Origin of the sequence: Pseudomonas sp. SIMBA_067, assembly GCF_046534675.1 — a bacterium.
GTDB lineage: Bacteria > Pseudomonadota > Gammaproteobacteria > Pseudomonadales > Pseudomonadaceae > Aquipseudomonas > Aquipseudomonas putida.
Window position 1 is genome coordinate 508032 of record NZ_JAWRYH010000002.1, and the last position, 22484, is coordinate 530515.

Sequence of the window (22484 nt, forward strand, 5' to 3'; positions counted from 1 at the left end):
GGCAAGCCGCTTGCAGAAGTTCGATCTGTAGCCCGATCAGTTGCTGATCAGAGCCTCTACTTCGGCAATCTTGCGCTCGAGGGTGGCCATGTCATGGCAGCGCAGGGTGGCGTGGCCAACCTTGCGGCCGACCTTGAAGGCCTTGCCGTAGTGGTGCAGATGGCAGTCGCCGATGGCGACAACCTTGTCCACGGCCGGCACTTCACCGATGAAGTTGAGCATCGCGCTCTCGCCCACCTTGGCGGTCGAGCCCAGCGGCAGGCCGGCAACGGCGCGCAGGTGGTTCTCGAACTGGCTGCACTCGGCGCCTTCGATGGTCCAGTGCCCGGAGTTGTGCACACGCGGGGCGATTTCGTTGGCCTTCAGGCCACCGTCAACCTCGAAGAACTCGAAGGCCATGACGCCGACGTAGTCCAGCTTCTGCAGCACACGGCCCACGTAGTCTTCGGCCAGGGCCTGCAGCGGGTGCGCCTGGCTGGCTACCGACAGGCGCAGGATGCCGCTTTCGTGGGTGTTGTGCACCAGCGGGTAGAAGCGGGTTTCGCCATCACGGGCACGCACCGCCACCAGCGACACTTCGCCAGTGAACGGCACGAAGCCTTCCAGCAGGCACGGCACGCTGCCCAGCTCGGCGAAGGTGCCTACCACGTCTTCTGGCGTGCGCAGCACCTTCTGACCCTTGCCGTCGTAGCCCAGGGTGCGGGTTTTCAGCACGGCCGGCAGGCCGATGCTGGCCACCGCAGCGTCCAGGTCTGCCTGGGAAAGGATGTCGGCGAAGGCCGGGGTCGGGATACCCAGGTCGCGGAACATGCTCTTTTCGAACAGGCGGTCACGGGCGATGCGCAGCGCTTCGGCGCTGGGGTAGACCGGCACGAACTGCGAGAGGAACGCCACGGTCTCGGCCGGAACGCTTTCGAACTCGAAGGTGACCAGGTCGACTTCGTCGGCCATCTGGCGCAGGTGGTCCTGGTCGCCGTAGTCGGCACGCAGGTGCTCGCCCAACGGCGCGGCACAAGCGTCCGGTGCCGGGTCGAGGAAAGCGAAGTTCATGCCCAGCGGGGTGCCCGCCAGGGCCAGCATGCGGCCCAGCTGGCCGCCACCGATTACACCGATCTTCATGGGTTGAGCCTCAAGCCTGGCGGGGGTCTGGGTTGTCCAGCACAGTGTCGGTCTGTTCGGTGCGGAACTGCTTGAGCGCCGCGTGGTACTGCGGGTATTTGGCGCCCAGGATGCTGGCCGACAGCAGCGCAGCGTTGATCGCACCGGCACGGCCGATGGCCAGCGTGGCAACCGGCACGCCGGCTGGCATCTGCACGATCGACAGCAGCGAATCGACGCCCGACAGCATCGACGACTGCACCGGCACACCCAGCACCGGCAGGTGGGTCTTGGCGGCGCACATGCCTGGCAGGTGGGCTGCGCCACCGGCACCGGCGATGATCACCTCGATGCCGCGGCCTTCGGCCTCCTCGGCATACTGGAACAGCAGATCCGGGGTGCGGTGGGCAGAAACCACCTTCACTTCGTAGGGAATGCCGAGTTTTTCCAGCATATCGGCGGTGTGGCTAAGGGTGGACCAATCGGACTTGGAGCCCATGATCACGCCAACCAGTGCACTCATCGTCGAGCCTCTTCGCTTGTGCGCCCGTGGGCGCGTCAAAAAACAACAAGCCACGCGGGACGACCGGCGTGGCTTGTTTGCTGATCTGGACCGGACGCATCCGGTCGAAAGGCCGCGCAGTATACCGTAAGGTGGTGCGTTTAAGGCACCCCGGCGACCAACTGTCGGGCCTTATTTTTCGGGGCTTTGGCTGACTTTCGGGTCAACCGCCGCCGCACCCTCCAGCTTGCGCCACAACAGCCTGACGTTGGCCTTGCGCACCAGGGCGCAGCGGTACAGGCGAATTTCCAGTGGCACATGCCACTGGCTGCCGCCACACACGGCCAGCTCGCCTCGTTCCAGCTCGCCACGCATCGACAGGCGCGGTACCCAGGCAATACCCATGCCCTCCAGCGCCATACTCTTGAGGCTGTCGGCCATGGCGGTCTCATACACGGTGGTATAGCGCAGGTTGCGCTGGCGCAGCAGCAAATTGACCGAGCGGCCCAGGAAGGCGCCAGCGGTATAGGCCAACAACGGCACGCTGCCCTCACCTTCCAGGTCGAACAACGGCTTGCCCTCGGCATCCACGGCGCACACCGGCAACATTTCGGTGTTGCCCATGTGCAACGACGGGAAGATCTCGGCATCCATCTGCAGGGCCGCGTCCGGGTCATAGAAGGCCAGCATCAGGTCGCAGCCACCTTCGCGTAATGCATGCACGGCATCTCCGACGTTAGTCGCAACCAGGCGGGTGGCGATGTTCAAACCGTCGGTGCGCAACTGGGCCACCCACCGGGGGAAAAAGCCCGACGCCAGGGAGTGCGCCGCAGCCACCTGCACAACCTCGCCCTGCCCGCCCTCAAGATGATGCAAATGGCGGAGAATTTCGCTTAACTGGTCGACAACAGTGCGCGCCGTGACGAGAAAAAGCTGGCCGGCCTCTGTCAGTTCAATGGGCGTGCGGGAACGATTCACCAGCTGCAACCCCAACGCCGCTTCAAGGCTGCGAATACGCCGGCTGAAGGCCGGTTGGGTGACGAAACGCCGCTCTGCGGCCTGAGAAAAACTGCGGGTAGAAGCCAGCGCACTGAAATCTTCCAGCCATTTGCTTTCAAGGTTCACGAAGCACATCTCCCGGCGTGCACCAAAATGGAACACGCTCGAATGTCAATTGGCGTCACATGAAACACTATGCCGTTTGTGCATAGGTTAGCGTGCAACAGCATTGGCCGCAAAATCACCTTCAGGCCTAGGATTGGCGCCATTCCGGCATGTGCCGGGTCAATATCGAGATGATATACATCATGTCCTCCGCTGCATCGTTCCGCGTCGAAAAAGATCTGTTGGGTACCCTTGAAGTTCCTGCTGATGCCTACTACGGCATCCAGACCCTGCGCGCTGCCAACAACTTCCACCTCTCCGGCGTTCCGCTGTCGCACTACCCGAAACTGGTAGTGGGCCTGGCGATGGTCAAGCAGGCAGCTGCTGACGCCAACCGTGAGCTGGGGCACTTGAGCGATGCCAAGCACGCCGCGATCAGCGCAGCCTGCGCACGACTGATCAAGGGCGACTACCACGAGCAGTTCGTGGTGGACATGATTCAAGGCGGTGCTGGTACTTCTACCAACATGAACGCCAACGAAGTCATCGCCAACATCGCGCTGGAGGCCATGGGCCATCAGAAGGGTGAGTACCAGTACCTGCACCCGAACAACGATGTGAACATGGCGCAGTCGACCAACGACGCCTACCCGACCGCTATCCGCCTGGGCCTGCTGCTGGGTCACGATGCGCTGCTGGCCAGCCTCGACAGCCTGATCCAGGCCTTCGCTGCCAAAGGTAAAGAGTTCGACCACGTACTGAAGATGGGCCGTACCCAGCTGCAGGACGCCGTGCCGATGACCCTGGGCCAGGAATTCCGCGCCTTCGCCACCACCATGACCGAAGACCTCAACCGTCTGCGTTCGCTGGCGCCTGAGCTGCTGACAGAAATCAACCTGGGTGGTACTGCCATCGGTACCGGCATCAACGCCGACCCGGGCTACCAGATGCTCGCCGTACAGCGCCTGGCAACCATCAGCGGCCAGCCGCTGGTACCGGCTGCCGACCTGATCGAAGCCACCTCCGACATGGGCGCCTTCGTGCTGTTCTCCGGCATGCTCAAGCGTACCGCGGTCAAGCTGTCGAAGATCTGCAACGACCTGCGCCTGCTGTCCAGCGGCCCACGCACCGGCATCAACGAGATCAACCTGCCAGCGCGTCAGCCAGGCAGCTCGATCATGCCAGGCAAGGTCAACCCGGTTATCCCGGAAGCCGTCAACCAAGTCGCCTTCGCCATCATGGGCAACGACCTGGCCCTGACCGTCGCCGCCGAAGGTGGCCAGCTGCAGCTGAACGTGATGGAACCGCTGATCGCCTACAAGATCTTCGACTCGATCCGCCTGCTGCAACGCGCCATGGACATGCTGCGCGAGCACTGCATCGTCGGCATCACTGCCAACGAACAGCGCTGCCGTGAACTGGTCGAGCACTCGATCGGCCTGGTCACTGCCCTGAACCCGTACATCGGCTACGAAAACGCCACCCGTATCGCCCGCGTTGCGCTGGAAACCGGCCGCGGCGTACTGGAACTGGTGCGCGAAGAGAAGCTGCTGGACGAAGAGATGCTCAACGACATCCTGCGTCCGGAAAACATGATCGCTCCACGTCTGGTTCCGCTGAAGGCGTAACCCGGCTGCTGCAAACAGTCTCACCAGGTTAAGGGACTAGACACCTCTCAACCTTTCAAGGCCCGAGCGATTGCTTCGGGCCTTTTTTTGCCTGATGGATTTTGCCTGAACGCCCGGATATCGGCACACAACTTGCTCCATAATGCGTCCCAGCCCCACGGGATTACCCAGCATGCTGCACAGTCACCTGACCACCCTCAACGCAGTTTCGCTGATCCTCAACGTGTTCCAGGCGGACGGTTGCGAGGCTTCGGCGCTGCTGGCCGGCAGCGGCATTGGCCCGGCCGACCTGGGGCACGCCGATGCGCGCATCACCACCCAGCAGGAACTGCAGGTGTGCGCCAACGCCGTGGCCCGGCGCGAGGACATCGGCCTGGAACTGGGCCGCCGCATGCACGTGTCGTGCTACGGCATGCTCGGTTACGCCCTGCTCTCCAGTGCCACTTTGGGTGACGCCTTGCGCCTGGCGCTGCAATATCCGGCACTGCTGGGAACAGTCTTCAAGCTGCGCTTGCTCGACGATGGCCAGCGGGTCTGGTTCAGCGCCAGCGATTACCACGACAGCCCGGCGCTGAGCGCTTTCAACGCAGAGTTCTGCCTGGTGTCGCTGAAAGTCATCTGCGATGACCTGCTTGGCCGCCCGCTACCATTGCTGGGCGCCCGCTTCGAGCACCCACGGCCCGGTTACCACACGCACTATGCCAATGCATTCCAGTGCCCGGTCGGTTTTGCCGCCGAGGACAATGCCTTCGCCTTCGAACGGCGCTGGCTGGATACGCCGCTGCCGCTGGCCGACCCGATTACCCACAAGGCCATGAGCGAGCGCTGCCGGCGCCTGAACCTTGAGTTCACCGGCCGTCAGGCCTGGCTGGGGCGGATTCGTCAGTTGCTGACGCAGCAACTGGATGCCGCGCCGGGGCTGGAAGGCCTGGCACGGCAGATGAACTGCTCATCCCGCACCTTGCGTCGGCATCTACAGGCGCTGGGCAGCAGTTATCAACAGCTGCTGGACGAGCTCAGGTTCGAGCGAGCCAAGCAGTTGCTGGCCGATGAGCAGATGCCCATCTACCGCATTGCCGAAACGTTGGGGTTCAGCGAGACGGCCAGTTTCCGCCATGCCTTCCAGCGCTGGAGTGGTGTGGCACCCAGCCACTTCCGCGGTTGACCTGTTCCGGCCCTATCGCCGGCAAGCCGGCTCCCACAGGTCATCCGCTGCATTCAAGGCCTGTGCAGTACTGGTGGGAGCTGGCTTGCCGGCGATAGGGCCAGCACAGGCCAATCAACCTTGGCCACATCGATCCCCTTTTGGCCACTTGCGTCGTTCTCCGCTACTGACCTGCCCATGACAATGGACCCACGCCAGTACCCACCCGGAGAACAACAATGCTGACGATCTATTCCGATGACCACCGCCTGCACCACGGCCGCTGTGAGCTGATCGACGGCAAGCTGATGCCCTGTTTCGAAATGCCTTCGCGTGCCGACCATGTGCTCGACCAGGTGAAAAAGCGCAACCTCGGTGATATCCAGGCCCCTACCGACTTCGGCCGGGCGCCATTGCTGCGTATCCACAGCGCCGATTACCTGAATTTCTTCGAAGGCGCCTGGGCCCGCTGGGCTGCACTGGGCCAGGAAGGCGACCTGCTGCCGTTCACCTGGCCTGCTCGCACCCTGCGCCAGGTAAAACCCACTGGCCTGCACGGTGAGCTGGGCTATTACAGCTTCGATGCCGGTGCGCCGATTACCGCGGGCACCTGGCAAGCGGCGTACAGCGCAGCCCAAGTTGCCCTTACCGCCCAGGCAGCGATCCAGCAAGGCGCCCATTCGGCCTTCGCGCTGTGCCGCCCGCCAGGGCATCACGCCGCAGGTGAAGTGATGGGCGGCTACTGCTACCTGAACAACGCTGCCATCGCCGCCCAGGCGTTCCTCGACCAGGGCAAGCGCAAAGTCGCCATCCTCGACGTCGACTACCACCACGGTAATGGCACCCAGGACATCTTCTACAGCCGCGACGACGTGTTCTTCGCTTCGATCCACGGCGACCCGCAGGACGAGTTCCCGTTCTTCCTCGGCTATGCCGACGAAACCGGCGAAGGTGCCGGCGAGGGCTGCAACATCAATTACCCATTGCCGGCCGGTAGCGATTGGGCCGCCTGGAACGCCGCCCTGGAAGACGCCTGCCAGCGCATCGCCAGCTATGACGCCGACGTGCTGGTCGTCTCGTTGGGTGTGGACACCTTCAAGGACGACCCCATTTCGCAGTTCAAGCTGGACAGCCCGGACTACCTGGAAATGGGCAAGCGCATCGGCCAGCTCGGCAAGCCGACCCTGTTCGTGATGGAAGGCGGCTACGCTGTGGAAGAAATCGGTATCAACGCGGTCAATGTGCTGGAAGGCTTCCAGCGCGCCCAGCCAGGAGCCCGGTAATGGTCCGACTCAAGCGTCTGCTCGCCCCGTTCATCGCTGCCACCCTGTTCACCGGTGCCCTGCAAGCCCAGGCCGAGCAGCGCACCTTGCGTGTGTATAACTGGTTCGATTACATCACCCCGCAGACCTTGACCGACTTCCAGAAGGACAGCGGCGTCAAACTGATCTACGACATCTTCGACACCAACGAAGCGCTGGAGGCCAAGCTGCTCACCGGCAACTCCGGCTATGACGTGGTGGTGCCGTCCAACGTGTTCCTCGCCAAGCAGATCGAGGCCGGGGTATTCCAGCCGCTGGACCGCAGCAAGCTGCCGAACTGGCAACACCTGGACCCGGCGCTGATGAAGCTGATCGAGGCCAACGACCCGGGCAACAAGTTTGCCGTGCCGTACATGTACGGCACCGTGCTGATCGGCTTCAACCCGGCCAAGGTCAAGGCGGCACTCGGCGACAATGCGCCGGTAGACAGCTGGGACCTGATCTTCAAGGAAGAGAACATCGCCAAGCTCAAGCAGTGCGGGGTGGCCCTGCTGGACTCCCCTTCGGAAATTCTGCCCCTGGCCCTGCAGTACCTGGGCTTGCCACCGAACAGTGACAAACCGGCCGACTACAAGAAGGCTGAGGCACTGATGCTGAAGATTCGCCCGTACATCACCTACTTCCACTCCTCGAAGTACATGGCAGACATCGCCAATGGCGATATCTGCGTGGCGGTGGGCTACAGCGGCAGCTTCTCGCAGGCCGCCAACCGCGCCCGCGAAGCCAAGAACGACGTGGTGGTGGACATGCGCCTGCCCAAGGAAGGCGCGCCGATCTGGTTCGACATGCTGGCGATTCCAAAGAATGCGGCCAACCCGGAAGATGCCCACACGTTCATCAATTACCTGCTGCGGCCGGAGGTGATTGCGCCGATCAGCGACTTTGTCGGGTACCCCAACCCGAACAAGGATGCGACCGACAAGGTGAACCCGGCGATTCGCAACAACCCCAACCTGTACCCGACGGCGGAGGCGATGGCCAAGCTGTATACCCTCAAGCCATTGGCGAGGGATGCAGAGCGGGCCAGGACCCGGGCCTGGACGCGGATCAAATCCGGCACCTGAGTCGCCTGCTTCGCGGGCATGCCCGCTCCCACATTGATCGCATGCCACGCGGGCTCTGTGGGAGCTGGCTTGCCGGCGATTGGGCCGCATAGCGGCCCCATTCACCTTCTCCAGGCCTTTCGCAGTTTCATCAGTGCCTCGGCAATCTCTCCCTCCGGCACCGCCGCAAAGCCCAGCACCAGCCCCGCTCGCTTATCCACAGGCACCTCGCTGTCCGCCAACCAGAAATTACTCAGCGGCGTAACCTCCACACCCACCGCTTCAGCCTTGGCCACCAGTGCCTGCTCCCGCGCAAAGTTATCCACATCGACCTTCACATGCAGCCCGGCCGCCACTGCCGGCATGGCGCCCAAACCTGGAATATCCACAGGCCAGCCTGCCTTGAGCACATTGCGTCGGCTCAACGCTGCCTTGCGCATGCGCCGGATGTGCCGCTGAAAGTGCCCGCGGGCGATGAACTCGGCCATCACGCATTGGCTGCTGACCTCAGAATGGCGCACCGCAAGCGCCTTGCCCTGGCTGAACGCCTGCGCCAACTGCGGTGGGAGTACCAGATAGCCCAGGCGCAGCGCCGGGAAGGCAATCTTGCCGAAGGTGCCGACGTACAGTACCCGCCCGTGCCGGTCGAGCGCCGCCAACGGAGCCAAAGGCGCGCCGCTGTACCGGTACTCGCCGTCGTAGTCGTCCTCGATGATCCAGCCATCGTTGCGGTCAGCCCAAGCCAGCAGCTCCAGGCGACGCGCCAGGCTCATGGTTACCCCGGTCGGGTACTGGTGAGCAGGCGTTACATAAGCCAGCCGGCAGTCTTCCAACTGCCCGAGCCGGGCGCAGTCCATCCCCTCTTCATCCACCGGTACGCCGTACAACTGGCCACCCGCCACTGCGAAGGTGTGACCGGCCGCCCGATACCCCGGGTTTTCCACAGCCACACCGTCGCCCGGCTGCAACAGCAACTGTGCACAAAGGCTGATGGCCTGCTGTGCACCACTGGTGATCACAATTTGTTCAGCCATGCAACTCAGCCCACGCGAGCGACGCAAGTAGGCAGCGATCAGTTCGCGCAGCATCGGCTCGCCCGCCGGGTCGCCATAACCCAGTTGTGCGGGGCTCGGATTACGCCAGAAACCCGCCTGCAGCTTGGCCCAGACGTCAAACGGGAACAGGTCGAATGCGGGAATACCGACGCGAAAAGCACGCGGCTGGCCGCTTCTTGGCGGCGGCAAGTGGTTGGTTTTCAGCCGCTGCAAAGCTGCACTGGAACGTCGGTTGCTGGATAAATCCTCAGTGTCTTTTAATGAAATTGTGGATAAGCCTGTTGATAACCCATGGGATAACCCTGTGGATACTTGTGTGGATAGTTTTGGTAGCCGGCTTACATAGGTGCCATCGCCCACCCGGCTTTCGATGTAGCCCTCGGCGTACAACTGATCATAGGCCCGCACCACGCTGTTGCGTGACAGCACCAGCATGGTGGCCAACTCGCGGGTGGCCGGCAGCCGGGTACCGCTGCTCAAGCGGCCGTCCAGCACTCGCGCGCGCAGGGCCTGGTACAGCTGCTGGCTGAGCCCGCGGCGGCGATCCAGGGCGATCCCGGAAGGGTCGAAAGGCAAAACAAGGGGGCTATCACTCATGGCATTGGACCTATGAAAACAGGCAGTAATGGCTCTTACCCAGAACCAATAGCCTGCCTAGGATGGCACCATTGCACAAGGAAACCGAGCATGTACAACAGCAAACCCCACCAGGAACACGACCTCGGCCGCCTGCACCAGCACATGCTCGACACCCGCCTGGCCGTGCTGGTCAGCCAAGGCGAACAAGGCCTGTTGGCCACACACCTGCCGGTACTGGTCGACACGGGCGAAGGCGAGTTCGGCACCGTCTATGCACACTTGGCACGGGCCAACCGCCAATGGCAGGACCTGGCACAAGGTGGCGAAGCCCTGCTGGTCTTCCCCGGCGCCGATGCCTATGTAAGCCCCGGCTACTACCCAAGCAAAGCCGATAACCCCAAGGTCGTGCCGACCTGGAACTACCTGGCCGTACACGCCTATGGCCCGGCCGAAGTCATCCATGAAGCCGAGCCTCTGCTCGCTATCGTCAGCCGCCTGACCGAGCGCCACGAACAAGGCCGCAACGAACCGTGGAGCGTCACCGACGCCCCGGCTGACTACATCGAGGGCATGCTCCGCGCCATCGTCGGTATCCGCCTGCCCATCGCCCGCCTGCAAGGCGCGCGCAAGCTCAGCCAGAACCGCTCCGAGCAAGACATCTCCGGCGTGCGTGAAGGCCTGAGCGCCAGCCCTGATCAACTGGACAACCAACTCGCGGCGCACATGCGCCAACTGTGAAGGAATAGCCCCATGCCCAGCGTTACCCTGCGCCCCGTCAACGCCCAAGACCATGCCGCCTGGCTCGCCCTGTGGCAGGCCTACCTGCACTTCTATGAAACCGAGTTGGCCGATGAAGTCAGCCTCAGCACCTGGCAGCGCCTGCTCGACCCAAGTGAGCCGACCCATTCGGCACTGGCCTGGGTCGATGGCAAGGCGGTGGGGATGGTCAACTTCATCTACCATCGTTCCAACTGGAGCATCGAAAACTCCTGCTACCTGCAGGACCTGTACGTGGACAGCTCGCAACGTGGCCTGGGCATTGGTCGCCAGCTGATCGAGCACGTCTACACCACAGCCAAGGCCGACAACTGCATCAAGGTGCACTGGCTGACCCACGAAACCAATGCCACCGCCATCAGCCTGTATCAGCAGGTTGCCGAGCGCTCGGGCTTCATCCAATTCCGCAAAGGCTTGTAGGCCGAACATGACAGACGCATTGAACTGGAAACCCGCCGCAACGCCCGAGGCCGAGCCCATTGACGGCCGCTTCATCCGCCTGGAAAAGCTCGACCCGGCGCGCCATGGCGACGACCTCTGGGAAGTGCTGCAAGGCCCAACCGCCGACCCGGTGCTGTGGGACTACCTGCCCTATGGCCCGTTCGCCGAACGTGCTGCATTCGACCGTTGGCTGGAGGGTAACGCCGCAGGACGCGACCCGCTGTTCTACACCGTCATCGACCGCCCCAGCGGCCAGGCCCAGGGCATTCTCAGCCTGATGTCGATCGTGCCCGACCACGGCCGCATCGAAATCGGCCACATCGCTTTCGGCGCCGCCATGCAGCGCACACCCAAGGGCACCGAGGCGGTGTACCTGCTGGGCAAGCTGGGCTTCGAACTGGGCAACCGCCGGCTGGAGTGGAAGTGCAACAATGCCAATGCCCGCTCCAAGCGCGCGGCTGAACGGTTCGGCTTCGTCTACGAAGGGGTGTTCCGCAAGCACCTGGTGGTTAAGGACCACAACCGCGATACGGCGTGGTATTCGATTACCGATGATGAATGGCCAGCAGTGGCTGCGGGGTTCGAGCGGTGGTTGGGCGAGGAGAATCAGCGGCCCGAGGGGCAGGTGAATACACTTGAAGCATGCCGCAACGGCTGATAGCTGTACGGGTCTCACTGGCCTCTTCTCGGGACAAGCCCGCTCCCTCAGGTTTACCACTGCTTTTGAGGGCAGTGTCGTACCTGTAGGAGCGGGCTTGTCCCGCGAAGAGGCCGGCAAATACAGCACAAAAAAAGGGGAGCATCCGCCCCCCAGAGGTTAACCGCTTGTAGATGAGGGCTTATCTCAGCCTTCGATCTCGATCAGGATCTCACCCGGCGTCACGCGATCGCCCTTGGCCACATGGATGGCCACGACCTTGCCGGCGATGGCTGCCTGCACTTCGGTTTCCATCTTCATGGCTTCGGTGATCAGCACGGCCTGGCCAGCCTTGACCACGTCACCTTCCTTGACCAGTACATCGACGATGTTGCCTGGCATGTTGGTACTGACGTGGCCCGGGTCGGTGGCTTGCTTGCGCTTGCTGCCGCCGCCGACAAACTCGTTGAGCGGCTCGAACACCACTTCTTCCGGCATGCCGTCGATCGACAGGTAGAAGTGGCGCTTGCCTTCGGCCTTCACGCCAACGCCAGTGATGTCGACACGGTAGGTTTCGCCGTGCACGTCGATGACAAACTCGGTCGGGACGCCTTCACCGCCTGGCGCAGAAACGGCGCCAGCCTCTGGAATTGGCAACAACGCTTCCGGGGTAAGGGTGCCGGCTTCGCGCTCTTCGAGGAACTTGCGGCCAATGTCCGGGAACATGGCAAAAGTCAGCACGTCTTCTTCACTGCGGGCCAGGGCGCCGATGTCGGCACGCAGCTTGGTCATCTCTGGCTTCAGCAGGTCGGCCGGGCGCACGTCGATCACTTCTTCGCTGCCGATGGCCTGGCGGCGCAGCTGCTCGTTGACCACACCCGGGGCCTTGCCGTAACCGCCTTGCAGGTACAGCTTCACTTCGTTGGTGATGGTCTTGTAGCGCTCGCCGGCCAGCACGTTGAAGAACGCCTGGGTGCCGACGATCTGCGAGGTCGGCGTCACCAGCGGCGGGAAGCCGAGGTCTTCACGCACACGCGGGATCTCTGCCAGCACTTCGTTCATGCGGTTGAGCGCGCCCTGCTCTTTCAGCTGGTTGGCCAGGTTGGAAATCATGCCGCCCGGCACCTGGTTGACCTGCACGCGGGTGTCCACGGCGGTGAACTCGCTTTCGAACTGGTGGTACTTCTTGCGCACGGCGTAGAAGTACAAGCCGATTTCCTGCAGCAGCTCCAAGTCCAGGCCGGTGTCGAACTCGCTGCCCTTGAGCGCAGCAACCATCGACTCGGTACCCGGGTGGCTGGTGCCCCAGGCGAAGCTGGAGATCGCGGTGTCGATGTGGTCGGCGCCGTTTTCCACCGCTTTCAGCTGGCACATGGCGGCCAGGCCGGCAGTGTCGTGGGAGTGGATGAACACCGGCAGCGACTGCTCGGCCTTCAGCGCCTTGACCAGTTCACCAGCGGCGAATGGGGTCAGCAGGCCGGCCATGTCCTTGATTGCCACCGAGTCGCAACCCATGGATTCCATCTGCTTGGCCTGGGCAACAAAGGCGTCGATGGTGTGCACAGGGCTGACCGTGTAGGCGATGGTGCCTTGGGCGTGCTTGCCGGCGGCCTTGACCGCTTCGATGGCCACGCGCAGGTTACGCACGTCGTTCATGGCGTCGAAGATGCGGAACACATCGATGCCGTTTACCGCAGCCTTGGCGACAAAGGCCTTGACCACGTCGTCGCTGTAGTGGCGGTAGCCCAGCAGGTTCTGGCCGCGCAGCAGCATTTGCAGGCGGGTGTTGGGCAAGGCTGCGCGCAGCTTGCGCAGGCGCTCCCATGGGTCTTCCTTGAGGAAGCGCACGCAGGCGTCGAAGGTGGCGCCGCCCCAGACTTCCAGCGACCAGTAGCCGACTTTGTCGAGCTTGTCGCAGATCGGCAGCATGTCTTCGGTACGCATGCGGGTGGCCAGCAGGGACTGGTGGGCGTCGCGCAGGATCGTGTCGGTTACGTGAATTTTCTTGGACATTATAGGTTTCCTCACAGGCCTGCGTGGGCGGCGATGGCGGCGGCGATGGCCAGGGCCAGCTCTTCGGGTTTGCGCTTGATCGAGTAGTTGGTCAGCTCAGGGTGGCTTTCGACGAAGCTGGTATTGAACTGCCCGCTACGGAATTCCGGGTTGCGCAGGATTTCCTGGTAGTACGCGGCGGTGGTCTTCACCCCTTGCACGCGCATGTCGTCCAAGGCTCGCAGGCCGCGGTCCATGGCCTCTTCCCAGGTCAACGCCCACACCACCAGTTTCAGGCACATGGAGTCGTAGAATGGCGGAATGGTGTAGCCGGTGTAGATCGCTGTATCGGTACGCACACCCGGGCCGCCGGGGGCGTAGTAACGGGTGATCTTGCCGAAGCTGGGCAGGAAGTTGTTCTTCGGGTCTTCCGCGTTGATGCGGAACTGCAACGCGTAACCGCGGTGCTGGATGTCTTCCTGCTTCACCGACAGCGGCAGGCCCGAGGCGATGCGAATCTGCTCACGGACAATGTCGATACCGGTGATTTCTTCGGTGATGGTGTGCTCCACCTGCACCCGGGTGTTCATTTCCATGAAGTACACCTCGCCATCGGCGAGCAGGAACTCCACGGTGCCGGCGTTCTCGTAGTTCACCGCCTTGGCCGCACGTACCGCCAGGTCGCCGATGTAGGCGCGCTGCTCGGGCGTGAGCTGGGGGCTTGGAGCAATTTCGATGAGCTTCTGGTTACGGCGCTGGATCGAGCAGTCGCGCTCGAACAGGTGCACCACGTTGCCGAAGCTGTCACCGAGGATCTGTGCCTCGATATGCTTGGGGTTGACGATGCACTTTTCCAGGAACACTTCTGCCGAACCAAAGGCCTTGGTAGCCTCGGAAATCACACGTGGGAAGTTCTGTTCCAGCTCTTCGCGGCTGTTGCAACGGCGAATACCGCGGCCACCGCCACCGGAGGTGGCCTTGAGCATCACCGGGTAACCGATGCGCTCACCTTCGCTCAGGGCTTCATGAATATCGGCAACGTTGCCTTCGGTGCCCGGAGTTACCGGCACACCGGCGGCAATCATGGTGCGGCGCGCTTCGGTCTTGTCGCCCATGCCGCGAATTACGTTTGCGGCGGGGCCGATGAACTTGATCCCGCGCTCGGCGCAGATCTCTGCCAGTTCAGCGTTTTCCGACAGGAAGCCATAGCCCGGGTGCAGGGCATCACAGCCGGTTTCCACAGCCAGGTTCACCAGCTTGCGCGGGTTCAGGTAACCGGCCAGCGGCTCGGCACCAATGCTGTGGGCTTCGTCGGCGCGCTTGACGTGCAAGGCATGCCGATCGGCGTCGGAATAGATCGCTACCGAGCGTATGCCCATCTCGGCGCAGGCACGCACGATCCGAACTGCGATTTCACCTCGGTTGGCGATCAGGATTTTTTTTATCACTGGAGTCTTCCCAAAGCCGTAGGAACAGTCGAGCCGGTTCTACCGGTCGGCGCGTGACCAGGCGTTGCTGGCCAGTCGCGTATTCACCCTAGCGCTGTGGTTCGATAAACAAAAATCAATATTTGTTAGAGGCAACATTAGTAAAAGCTTATAGTGCAGTTACAAGGTGTTGCCGAAGGGCGGGTAAAAATGCGTAAGTCATTGATGCGTATGACTTTGCGTCAATTGCAGATCTTCAATGAGGTGTGCGATTTGCGCTCGTACAGCCGTGCGGCGGAAGAGATGTCGCTGACACAACCCGCCGTTAGTCTACAGATCCGCCAGCTCGAAGAGCTGATCGGCCAGCCGCTGTTCGAGTACGTGGGCAAGAAGCTCTACCTGACCGAAGCGGCCGAAGCCCTGCAACGCGCCAGCCGCGACATCTTCGGGCGCCTCGAGAGCCTGGACATGCAGCTGTCGGACATGCAGGGCTCATTGCAGGGGCAGCTCAAACTGGCGATCGAGTCCAGCGCCAAGTACTTCGTGCCACACCTGTTCGCCGCCTTCAAGCAGCGTCACCCGGAGGTCAACCTGACCCTTACGGTGGTCAATCGCGCCCAGGCCATCCGCCGCCTTTCGGATAACCGCGACGACATCATCATCATGTCGATGGTGCCGCAGGACATGGGCCTGGAATTTCTGCCGTTCCTCAACAACCCGATCATCGCGGTGGCACCGCCCGAGCACCCGCTTTGCAAGCTGGACCAGCTGCGCCTTCAGGACCTGGAGCCTCATACCCTGCTGGTACGCGAACAAGGCTCAGGTACGCGCAAGGCCTGCGAGGAGTATTTCAAGGACAAGCGCGTGCATTTCACCCAGACCCTGGAGGTGGCCTCGGCCGATGCCCAGCGCGAGTGCGTCATCGCCGGCCTGGGGATTGCCCTGCTGACCCGCCATGCGGTCAACCTGGAACTGGCCACCGGTGCGCTGAAGGAGCTACCGGTGGAAGAGCTGCCGCTGTACCGCAGCTGGTGCGTGGTGCAGTCCAAGGCCAAGCGGCAGTCGCCGGTGGCCTTGGCGTTTCTGGCGTTCATCCGCAGCGAACGTGCGCTGATCAGCGCGCTTGTTGAGCGTTTTTCGGGGAAGTTGACGCTGAAGACTGCCACACTGTGAGTGCTTGCAACTCGGGATAATCCACCAGGTCGCGCAGCAGTTGACGTTGGTCGCAATACACCTCGATCGCGCGGCGGTATTCCATGCGGCGCTGATCTTTTTCCTGCTGCTTGCGAGCTTTGGCGTTGGGTTGGTAGATACCGTCGTGGTCACGTGCCATTGCCTGTCTCCCAGATAGGATGCGGGAGTTTCAGACTGGCCACGAAGGTTTACGGTTTGGCTGTGGGATGGTGACAAAATCGTGAATTTTTACTGCCTGTAGCGGCCTCTTCGCGGGCTCGCCCACTCCCACAGGTACTGTGCACCTTTTTGAATCGGTGCAATTGCTGTGGGAGCGGGCAAGCCCGCGAAGAGGCCGCTACAGGTTTGAATTCAGTCGTCTGTAGCCTTGATCGACTTGGGCGACAAACGCAGGCTGCGCAAGCTGCGCTTCACGCTTTTCAGGTGGTTGACCAGGCTCGGGCCGCGCGCCATGGCCACGCCCATGGCCAGGACGTCGATTACCACCAGGTGAGCGATACGCGAGGTCAGCGGGGTGTAGATTTCGGTGTCTTCATGCACGTCTATCGCCAGGTTCACGGTCGACAGCTCGGCCAGCGGCGTCTGGCTTGGGCAAAGGGTAATCAGGTTGGCACCGCTCTCACGCACCAGGTTGGCGGTGATCAGCAGGTCCTTGGAACGGCCCGACTGGGAAATGCACACCGCCACATCGCCAGGCCTCAAGGTTACTGCCGACATCGCCTGCATGTGCGGGTCGGAATACGCGGCCGCACTGAGCAGCAGTCGAAAGAACTTGTGCTGAGCGTCCGCCGCAACCGCGCCGGATGCACCAAAGCCATAGAACTCCACACGCTGCGCCTGGGCCATGGCGCTCACGGCCTGTTGCAGCGCATGCGGGTCGAGGTGCTCGCGCACTTCCATCAACGTGTGCAGGGTGGTGTCGAAAATCTTCAGGCTGTAGTCGGCAACCGAGTCGTCTTCATGAATGGCGAACTGACCAAAACTGGCCCCGGCGGCCAGGCTCTGCGCCAGCTTCAATTTCAGGTCCTGGAAGCCCGAACAACCGATCGCACGGCAGAAACGCACGATCGTCGGTTCACTGATACCCACGCTGTGCGCCAGGTCGGCCATCGAGCTGTGCATGACCGCAGCCGGGTCGAGCAGCACGTGGTCGGCCACTTTGAGTTCCGATTTGCGCAGCAGGTGGCGCGATTGGGCGATATGTTGCAACAGATTCACGGGCTGGACTCGGTTATGATCGACTGGCCGGGTTGTAGCTTTCTTGTAGTTATACTACATGGACGCCAACCCGCCCAGTTAAACGAACGTGGAGAGTGGCGGTTTGACTATTCCTTGCGACATTCTGGTGTTCGGTGGCACCGGCGATCTGGCCCTGCACAAACTCCTCCCGGCGCTCTATCACTTGTATCGCGAGGCGCGCCTGAACAACGCGGTACGCATCATCGCCCTCGCCCGCCGCAACATAAGCCGTAACGAATACCTCAAGCTCGCAGAACGCCATTGCCGAGCGCAGATTGCCCGCAATGACTTCGACGAAGACGTATGGCAACGGTTTGCCGCGCGCCTCGACTACTTCCCCATGGATGCATCGCAAAGCGCAGACTTCGGTCGCCTGGCGCGCTACCTGGGCGAACCTGGCGGGCTGACGCGCATTTTCTACCTGGCCACCGCTCCCAACCTGTTCGTGCCGATTGCCAACCACCTGCGTAACGCAGGCCTGGCCGACCCCGAAGCACGCATCGTGCTGGAGAAGCCGATTGGTCACTCGCTGGCCTCGGCCACCGCCATCAACGAAGCGATTGGCGCAGTGTTCGACGAAAACCAGGTATTTCGCATCGACCACTACCTGGGCAAGGAAACCGTGCAGAACCTCATGGCCCTGCGCTTCGCCAACGCCCTGTTGGAGCCGGTGTGGCGCAACAATCAGGTCGACCACGTACAGATCAGCGTTTGCGAAACCCTGGGGGTAGAGAACCGCGGCGCCTACTACGACCGCGCCGGAGCAACCCGCGACATGCTGCAAAACCACCTGTTGCAGCTGCTGTGCCTGGTGGCCATGGAGCCACCTGCGCAGTTCGAGGCTGAAGCGGTGCGCGACGAAAAGGTGAAGATCCTGCGGGCCCTCAAGCCCATCACCGGCCAGGACGTGCAGGACAAGACCGTGCGCGGTCAGTACGGTGCCGGGCACATCGGCGGCCAGGAGGTGCCGGCCTATTACTTCGAAAAGGACGTCGACAACGACAGCGATACCGAAACCTTCGTGGCCATCGAAGCGCACATCGACAACTGGCGCTGGGCAGGTGTGCCTTTCTACTTGCGCACCGGCAAGCGCATGGCGCGCCGCTCGTCGCAGATCGTCATCCAGTTCAAGCCGGTACCCCACGAGCTGTTCAGCGGTGGCCAGGTCAACCAGCTGTTGATCCAGCTGCAACCGGATGAGCGCATCAGCCTGCGCATGATGACCAAGAGCCCAGGCAAGGGCATGCGGCTGGAACCGGTCGAGCTGGACCTGAACCTGGCTCAGGTATTCAGCCAGACCCGCCGCTGGGAAGCTTACGAACGCCTGCTGCTGGACATCGTGGAGGGTGATTCGACACTGTTCATGCGCCGCGATGAGGTGGAGGCGGCCTGGCACTGGATTGATCCGTTAATAAAGGGTTGGCAGGAACACTTTCAGGCGCCACGCCACTATGCCGCCGGGAGCAATGGCCCGGAACAGGCCGGTAGCCTGCTGGCCAGGCATGGCAGGCATTGGTACAGCTGAAGCGCTTCGCTCTGCTGTGCGGGCAGGTGCTGCAAGCACTCTGTCCTGGGAAGGTCATACCGCTCTTCCCAAGACAGGAGTATGGAAATGATCATCGAATGCAAAGACTGGAAAGCCCATCACGACAAGATGCCACCAGGCACTCGCCTGCGGGTGCAGGGCACAATCACCGTGAGTCATGCAGGCATAGTCCCGGTACTGGTCAAACGCAGAATGCAGGACAAATCCATGGCCATTGCCTTGGAGCTTGAGCTGCACCAACAGGACGGTAACTTCATGCAGGTTGCCTGCGACAAGGAAGTGATGTTCGAAACGCAAGACGAGCACGGCCAGATCCCGAAGGTGGACATTATCCACGACGGTAAACTGATCGCCTGCATCACCGACATCGTGGAAACCCATTGATGTAGACGCGGTGGCCACTGCAAGCGCATCGCCTGTAGTGGCCGCTTTGTATGTTTGCCAGGGTGAATATTTATACAGTGCCATTTACCCTTCCCCTGCTGCGCCCTAGAATGGCCCGATGCACACAGATGACCTCTCCCTCCTGCTGAACTCCCTCAACGATGCTCAACGCCAGGCCGTCGCGGCCAAGCTCGGGCGTCAACTGGTGCTTGCTGGCGCCGGCTCCGGTAAAACCCGCGTGCTGGTGCACCGCATCGCCTGGCTGATCCAGGTTGAGCATGCATCGCCGCATTCGATCCTGTCGGTGACCTTCACCAACAAGGCGGCGGCAGAAATGCGCCACCGGATCGAGCAACTGCTGGGGATCAACCCGGCAGGCATGTGGGTCGGCACCTTCCACGGCCTGGCCCATCGCCTGCTGCGGGCCCACTGGCAGGAAGCGCGGCTGGTGCAGAACTTCCAGATCCTCGACAGCGATGACCAGCAGCGCCTGATCAAGCGGGTCATGCGCGAGCTGGGCCTGGACGAGCAGAAGTGGCCGGCACGCCAGGCCCAGTGGTTCATCAACGGGCAGAAGGACGAAGGCCTGCGCCCGCAGCATATACAGGCTGGGGGCGACCTGTTCCTGGCGACCATGCGCGAGGTGTATACCGCCTACGAACAGGCCTGTGAGCGCGCCGGGGTCATCGACTTCTCCGAACTGTTGCTGCGCGCCCTGGACCTGTGGCGCGACCACCCGGGCCTGCTTGAGCACTACCAGCGGCGCTTCCAGCATGTGCTGGTAGACGAATTCCAGGATACCAACGCCGTGCAGTACGCCTGGCTGCGCCTGCTGGCGCGCGGTGGTGCCAGCCTGATGGCGGTGGGCGACGACGACCAGTCGATCTACGGCTGGCGCGGTGCCAAGATCGAGAACATCCACCAGTACACCGCCGACTTCCCCGACGCCGAAATGATCCGCCTGGAGCAGAACTACCGCTCCACAGGCGGCATCCTCAAGGCCGCCAACGCGCTGATCGTCAACAACACCGGGCGCCTGGGCAAAGAACTGTGGACCGACATGGGCGAAGGCGAGCCGCTGACCCTGTACGCGGCCTACAACGAGCACGACGAAGCGCGCTACGTGGTGGAAACCATCGAAAGCCTCGTCAAGCAGGGCAATGCGCGTAACGAAATCGCCATCCTGTACCGTTCCAACGCCCAGTCGCGGGTGCTGGAAGAGGCCCTGCTGCGCGAGCGTATCCCCTACCGCATCTATGGTGGCCAGCGCTTCTTCGAACGCGCCGAAATCAAGAACGCCATGGCTTACCTGCGGCTGATCGAAGGGCGTGGCAACGACGCGGCCCTGGAGCGGGTGATCAACGTGCCGCCACGCGGCATTGGCGAGAAAACCGTCGAAGCCATCCGTGAGCATGCCCGCCATAGCCAGCTGTCGATGTGGGAAGCCATGTGCCAGCTGCTGGCGGCCAAGGCCATGAAGGGCCGCGCCGCCAGCGCCCTGGGTGCCTTCATCGAGCTGATCGAGGGGTTGGCTGCCAAGGTCACGGACATGCCGCTGCATACCATGACCCAGACCACCATCGAACAGTCCGGGCTGATCACCTATCACCAGGAAGAAAAGGGTGAAAAGGGCCAGGCACGGGTAGAAAACCTTGAGGAACTGGTGAGCGCGGCGCGCAACTTCGAGTCCACCGACGAAGACGCCGATCTCTCGCCGCTCTCGGCCTTCCTCGGCCATGCCTCGCTCGAAGCCGGCGATACCCAGGCCGACGAGCATGAGGACAGCGTCCAGCTGATGACCTTGCACAGCGCCAAGGGCCTGGAGTTCCCGTATGTGTTCCTGGTGGGCATGGAAGAAGGCCTGTTCCCGCACAAGATGAGCCTGGAAGAGCCCGGCCGCCTGGAAGAGGAACGCCGTCTGGCCTATGTCGGGATTACCCGCGCCATGCGCCAACTGGTCATGACGTACGCCGAAACACGTCGCTTGTATGGCAGCGAGACCTACAACAAGGTGTCGCGTTTCGTACGTGAAATTCCGGCCGGCCTGATTCAGGAAGTGCGCCTGTCCAACAGCGTCAGCCGCCCGTTCAGTGGGGCCAAGACGGCCACCAACAGCAACCTGTTCGCCAATGCCAACATTCCGCAGACAGCGTTCAACCTCGGTCAGCGTGTGCAACATGCGGTGTTTGGCGAAGGCGTGATCCTCAACTTCGAGGGTTCGGGCGCCCAGGCACGGGTGCAGGTGAACTTTGCCGAAGGCAGCAAGTGGCTGATGCTGGGGTACGCCAAGCTCGAAGCCATCTGAAGACCAAGGCCGCCCTGCCGGGGGGCCTTGTAACATTCAGGCAAAAGCTCGAAACACTATGTCGCTGGTCATGTGCCCTGGAACCTGTGCACCATGACGCGCGTGCAATCCACAACAGGGGATATCCCACTTATGCAACGTTTTCTTAGCATCGCACTGGCGCTCTGCGTCGGCCTGACGCTGAGCCTGGACGCCAACGCCAAGCGTTTCGGCGGCGGCAAGAGCTCGGGCTCCGCGCCTATCCACCAGACCCGCCAGGCTACGCCAACCACGCCTGCCGCCGCACCGGCTGCCGCACCTGGTCGTGCAGCTCCGGCCGCCAGCGGTGCTTCGCGCTGGCTGGGCCCACTGGCCGGCCTGGCCGCCGGTGGCCTGCTGGCGTCCATGTTCATGGGCGACGGTTTCGAGGGCTTCCAGATCATGGACTTCCTGATCGTGGCGCTCATCGCCTTCCTGGTGTTCCGCTTCATTGCCGCACGCCGCCGCCAGCAGCAGCCGCAAATGGCCATGCCAGGCCATGCGCCGATGCAGCGTGAAGCTCACAACCAGCCGGCACAGCAATCTGTGTTTGGTGGTTCGGCTGCACCTGCCGCCGCTGCCCCGGTGATCAACGCCCCGGCCTGGTTCAACGAGCAAAGCTTCCTGGCTGCTGCCCGTAACCACTTCCAGTCGCTGCAGCAGCATTGGGATGCCAACGAAATGGACAAGATCACCGAGTTCGTCACCCCGCAAATGCTCGAGTTCCTCAAGCGTGAGCGTGCTGAACTGGGTGACGGCTTCCAGTCCACCTACATCGACAACCTCGAAGTACAGCTGGACGGTATCGACGACCGTGCCGACCGTACCGACGCCACCCTGACCTTCCGTGGCGTGTCGAAGAACTCGCGCTTCGACCAGGGCGAAGTGTTCAGCGAAAGCTGGCACATGGTTCGCGCCCCAGGCGAGAACCAGCCTTGGCTGGTCGCCGGTATCCGTCAAAACGGCTAACCGCAGCGTGCTGTACAAAAAACCCCGGGCCTGTCCCGGGGTTTTTGCTTTTGCCAGAGTGGCCTACTAGGGTATAACGC

Annotated in this window: 20 protein-coding genes; 12 read left to right on the forward strand and 8 right to left on the reverse strand. The window is 62.3% G+C overall.

Annotated elements, in window-relative coordinates; all coding sequences use genetic code 11:
- Positions 1–36: 36 nt before the first annotated feature.
- The 3 genes from SB765_RS07600 to SB765_RS07610 all read right to left on the reverse strand — a co-directional run bounded on the left by SB765_RS07600 (position 37) and on the right by SB765_RS07610 (position 2725).
- Positions 37–1119, reverse strand: a complete 1083-nt coding sequence (locus tag SB765_RS07600; protein ID WP_410931142.1) for a 5-(carboxyamino)imidazole ribonucleotide synthase — start codon at positions 1117–1119, stop codon at positions 37–39.
- A 10-nt stretch (positions 1120–1129) separates the two neighbouring features.
- Positions 1130–1621 carry a 5-(carboxyamino)imidazole ribonucleotide mutase gene (gene purE / locus SB765_RS07605; RefSeq protein WP_016489856.1) on the reverse strand — a complete coding sequence of 164 codons (492 nt, stop codon included), beginning with the start codon at positions 1619–1621 and terminating at the stop codon, positions 1130–1132.
- 171 nt (positions 1622–1792) lie between these two features.
- The gene (locus SB765_RS07610; RefSeq protein ID WP_410931143.1) at positions 1793–2725 is read right to left on the reverse strand and encodes a LysR substrate-binding domain-containing protein; all 933 of its coding nucleotides are present in this window, start codon (positions 2723–2725) and stop codon (positions 1793–1795) included.
- Between the two features lie 182 nt (positions 2726–2907).
- Between SB765_RS07610 and aspA the strand changes: the two genes are divergently transcribed.
- From aspA to SB765_RS07630, 4 genes are all read left to right on the forward strand, one after another.
- Complete coding sequence (gene aspA / locus SB765_RS07615) at positions 2908–4332, forward strand: aspartate ammonia-lyase (RefSeq protein ID WP_041168153.1); 1425 nt, start codon at positions 2908–2910, stop codon at positions 4330–4332.
- A gap of 172 nt (positions 4333–4504) precedes the next feature.
- Positions 4505–5497, forward strand: coding sequence for an AraC family transcriptional regulator (locus SB765_RS07620; protein ID WP_341797155.1), 993 nt, complete (start codon positions 4505–4507; stop codon positions 5495–5497).
- A 218-nt stretch (positions 5498–5715) separates the two neighbouring features.
- Positions 5716–6759 (forward strand): histone deacetylase family protein, encoded by a 1044-nt coding sequence (locus SB765_RS07625; RefSeq protein ID WP_341797156.1) that lies wholly within the window; start codon positions 5716–5718, stop codon positions 6757–6759.
- Entirely contained in the window at positions 6759–7862 is a 1104-nt protein-coding gene (locus tag SB765_RS07630) for a polyamine ABC transporter substrate-binding protein (protein WP_016502264.1), read from the forward strand. Before SB765_RS07625 ends, SB765_RS07630 begins: the two co-directional genes overlap by 1 nt.
- A gap of 101 nt (positions 7863–7963) precedes the next feature.
- Here SB765_RS07630 and SB765_RS07635 read toward each other — a convergent pair whose 3' ends face one another.
- On the reverse strand, positions 7964–9493 hold the full coding sequence (locus SB765_RS07635) for a PLP-dependent aminotransferase family protein (protein WP_410931144.1): 1530 nt from the start codon (positions 9491–9493) through the stop codon (positions 7964–7966).
- 90 nt (positions 9494–9583) lie between these two features.
- Between SB765_RS07635 and SB765_RS07640 the strand changes: the two genes are divergently transcribed.
- From SB765_RS07640 to SB765_RS07650, 3 genes are read left to right on the forward strand one after another with little or no spacing between them, the layout of a single operon-like run.
- Positions 9584–10213, forward strand: a complete 630-nt coding sequence (locus SB765_RS07640; protein ID WP_341797158.1) for an FMN-binding negative transcriptional regulator — start codon at positions 9584–9586, stop codon at positions 10211–10213.
- Between the two features lie 12 nt (positions 10214–10225).
- Positions 10226–10672 carry a GNAT family N-acetyltransferase gene (locus tag SB765_RS07645; protein WP_341797159.1) on the forward strand — a complete coding sequence of 149 codons (447 nt, stop codon included), beginning with the start codon at positions 10226–10228 and terminating at the stop codon, positions 10670–10672.
- Positions 10673–10679: 7 nt separating this feature from the next.
- Positions 10680–11351, forward strand: coding sequence for a GNAT family N-acetyltransferase (locus SB765_RS07650; protein ID WP_410931145.1), 672 nt, complete (start codon positions 10680–10682; stop codon positions 11349–11351).
- Positions 11352–11537: 186 nt separating this feature from the next.
- On the opposite strand, the gene oadA is transcribed toward SB765_RS07650, so the two are convergent.
- Together oadA and SB765_RS07660 are read right to left on the reverse strand one after the other, a co-directional pair.
- Positions 11538–13343 carry a sodium-extruding oxaloacetate decarboxylase subunit alpha gene (gene oadA, locus SB765_RS07655; protein ID WP_341797161.1) on the reverse strand — a complete coding sequence of 602 codons (1806 nt, stop codon included), beginning with the start codon at positions 13341–13343 and terminating at the stop codon, positions 11538–11540.
- Positions 13344–13354: 11 nt separating this feature from the next.
- Complete coding sequence (locus SB765_RS07660) at positions 13355–14770, reverse strand: acetyl-CoA carboxylase biotin carboxylase subunit (RefSeq protein WP_016502270.1); 1416 nt, start codon at positions 14768–14770, stop codon at positions 13355–13357.
- Positions 14771–14959: 189 nt separating this feature from the next.
- On the opposite strand from SB765_RS07660, the gene SB765_RS07665 reads away from it, so the two are divergent.
- Positions 14960–15922 carry a LysR family transcriptional regulator gene (locus SB765_RS07665; RefSeq protein WP_410931146.1) on the forward strand — a complete coding sequence of 321 codons (963 nt, stop codon included), beginning with the start codon at positions 14960–14962 and terminating at the stop codon, positions 15920–15922.
- Here SB765_RS07665 and SB765_RS07670 read toward each other — a convergent pair.
- Positions 15864–16082 (reverse strand): PA3496 family putative envelope integrity protein, encoded by a 219-nt coding sequence (locus SB765_RS07670; protein ID WP_410931147.1) that lies wholly within the window; start codon positions 16080–16082, stop codon positions 15864–15866. The two genes, SB765_RS07665 and SB765_RS07670, sit on opposite strands and share 59 nt — an antisense overlap.
- Positions 16083–16294: 212 nt before the next feature.
- Positions 16295–17161 (reverse strand): transcriptional regulator HexR, encoded by an 867-nt coding sequence (gene hexR, locus SB765_RS07675; RefSeq protein WP_016489869.1) that lies wholly within the window; start codon positions 17159–17161, stop codon positions 16295–16297.
- Positions 17162–17264: 103 nt separating this feature from the next.
- On the opposite strand from hexR, the gene zwf reads away from it, so the two are divergent.
- From zwf to SB765_RS07695, 4 genes are all read left to right on the forward strand, one after another.
- Positions 17265–18707 (forward strand): glucose-6-phosphate dehydrogenase, encoded by a 1443-nt coding sequence (gene zwf, locus SB765_RS07680; RefSeq protein WP_234226221.1) that lies wholly within the window; start codon positions 17265–17267, stop codon positions 18705–18707.
- An 87-nt stretch (positions 18708–18794) separates the two neighbouring features.
- The gene (locus tag SB765_RS07685; RefSeq protein WP_341797162.1) at positions 18795–19112 is read left to right on the forward strand and encodes a hypothetical protein; all 318 of its coding nucleotides are present in this window, start codon (positions 18795–18797) and stop codon (positions 19110–19112) included.
- A 118-nt stretch (positions 19113–19230) separates the two neighbouring features.
- Positions 19231–21417, forward strand: a complete 2187-nt coding sequence (gene uvrD, locus SB765_RS07690; RefSeq protein WP_410911833.1) for a DNA helicase II — start codon at positions 19231–19233, stop codon at positions 21415–21417.
- Positions 21418–21549: 132 nt separating this feature from the next.
- Positions 21550–22404, forward strand: a complete 855-nt coding sequence (locus SB765_RS07695; protein ID WP_016502276.1) for a Tim44 domain-containing protein — start codon at positions 21550–21552, stop codon at positions 22402–22404.
- Positions 22405–22484: the final 80 nt, after the last annotated feature.

Coding starts and splice junctions, on each gene's coding strand:
- aspA (WP_041168153.1), top strand. CDS start 2,908: ATGTCCTCCGCTGCATCGTTCCGCGTCGAAAAAGATCTGTTGGGTACC.
- SB765_RS07665 (WP_410931146.1), top strand. CDS start 14,960: ATGCGTAAGTCATTGATGCGTATGACTTTGCGTCAATTGCAGATCTTC.
- purE (WP_016489856.1), bottom strand. CDS start 1,621: ATGAGTGCACTGGTTGGCGTGATCATGGGCTCCAAGTCCGATTGGTCC.
- SB765_RS07600 (WP_410931142.1), bottom strand. CDS start 1,119: ATGAAGATCGGTGTAATCGGTGGCGGCCAGCTGGGCCGCATGCTGGCC.
- SB765_RS07670 (WP_410931147.1), bottom strand. CDS start 16,082: ATGGCACGTGACCACGACGGTATCTACCAACCCAACGCCAAAGCTCGC.
- SB765_RS07695 (WP_016502276.1), top strand. CDS start 21,550: ATGCAACGTTTTCTTAGCATCGCACTGGCGCTCTGCGTCGGCCTGACG.
- SB765_RS07635 (WP_410931144.1), bottom strand. CDS start 9,493: ATGAGTGATAGCCCCCTTGTTTTGCCTTTCGACCCTTCCGGGATCGCC.
- oadA (WP_341797161.1), bottom strand. CDS start 13,343: ATGTCCAAGAAAATTCACGTAACCGACACGATCCTGCGCGACGCCCAC.
- SB765_RS07625 (WP_341797156.1), top strand. CDS start 5,716: ATGCTGACGATCTATTCCGATGACCACCGCCTGCACCACGGCCGCTGT.
- SB765_RS07630 (WP_016502264.1), top strand. CDS start 6,759: ATGGTCCGACTCAAGCGTCTGCTCGCCCCGTTCATCGCTGCCACCCTG.
- SB765_RS07650 (WP_410931145.1), top strand. CDS start 10,680: ATGACAGACGCATTGAACTGGAAACCCGCCGCAACGCCCGAGGCCGAG.
- SB765_RS07620 (WP_341797155.1), top strand. CDS start 4,505: ATGCTGCACAGTCACCTGACCACCCTCAACGCAGTTTCGCTGATCCTC.
- SB765_RS07645 (WP_341797159.1), top strand. CDS start 10,226: ATGCCCAGCGTTACCCTGCGCCCCGTCAACGCCCAAGACCATGCCGCC.
- uvrD (WP_410911833.1), top strand. CDS start 19,231: ATGCACACAGATGACCTCTCCCTCCTGCTGAACTCCCTCAACGATGCT.
- SB765_RS07685 (WP_341797162.1), top strand. CDS start 18,795: ATGATCATCGAATGCAAAGACTGGAAAGCCCATCACGACAAGATGCCA.
- SB765_RS07640 (WP_341797158.1), top strand. CDS start 9,584: ATGTACAACAGCAAACCCCACCAGGAACACGACCTCGGCCGCCTGCAC.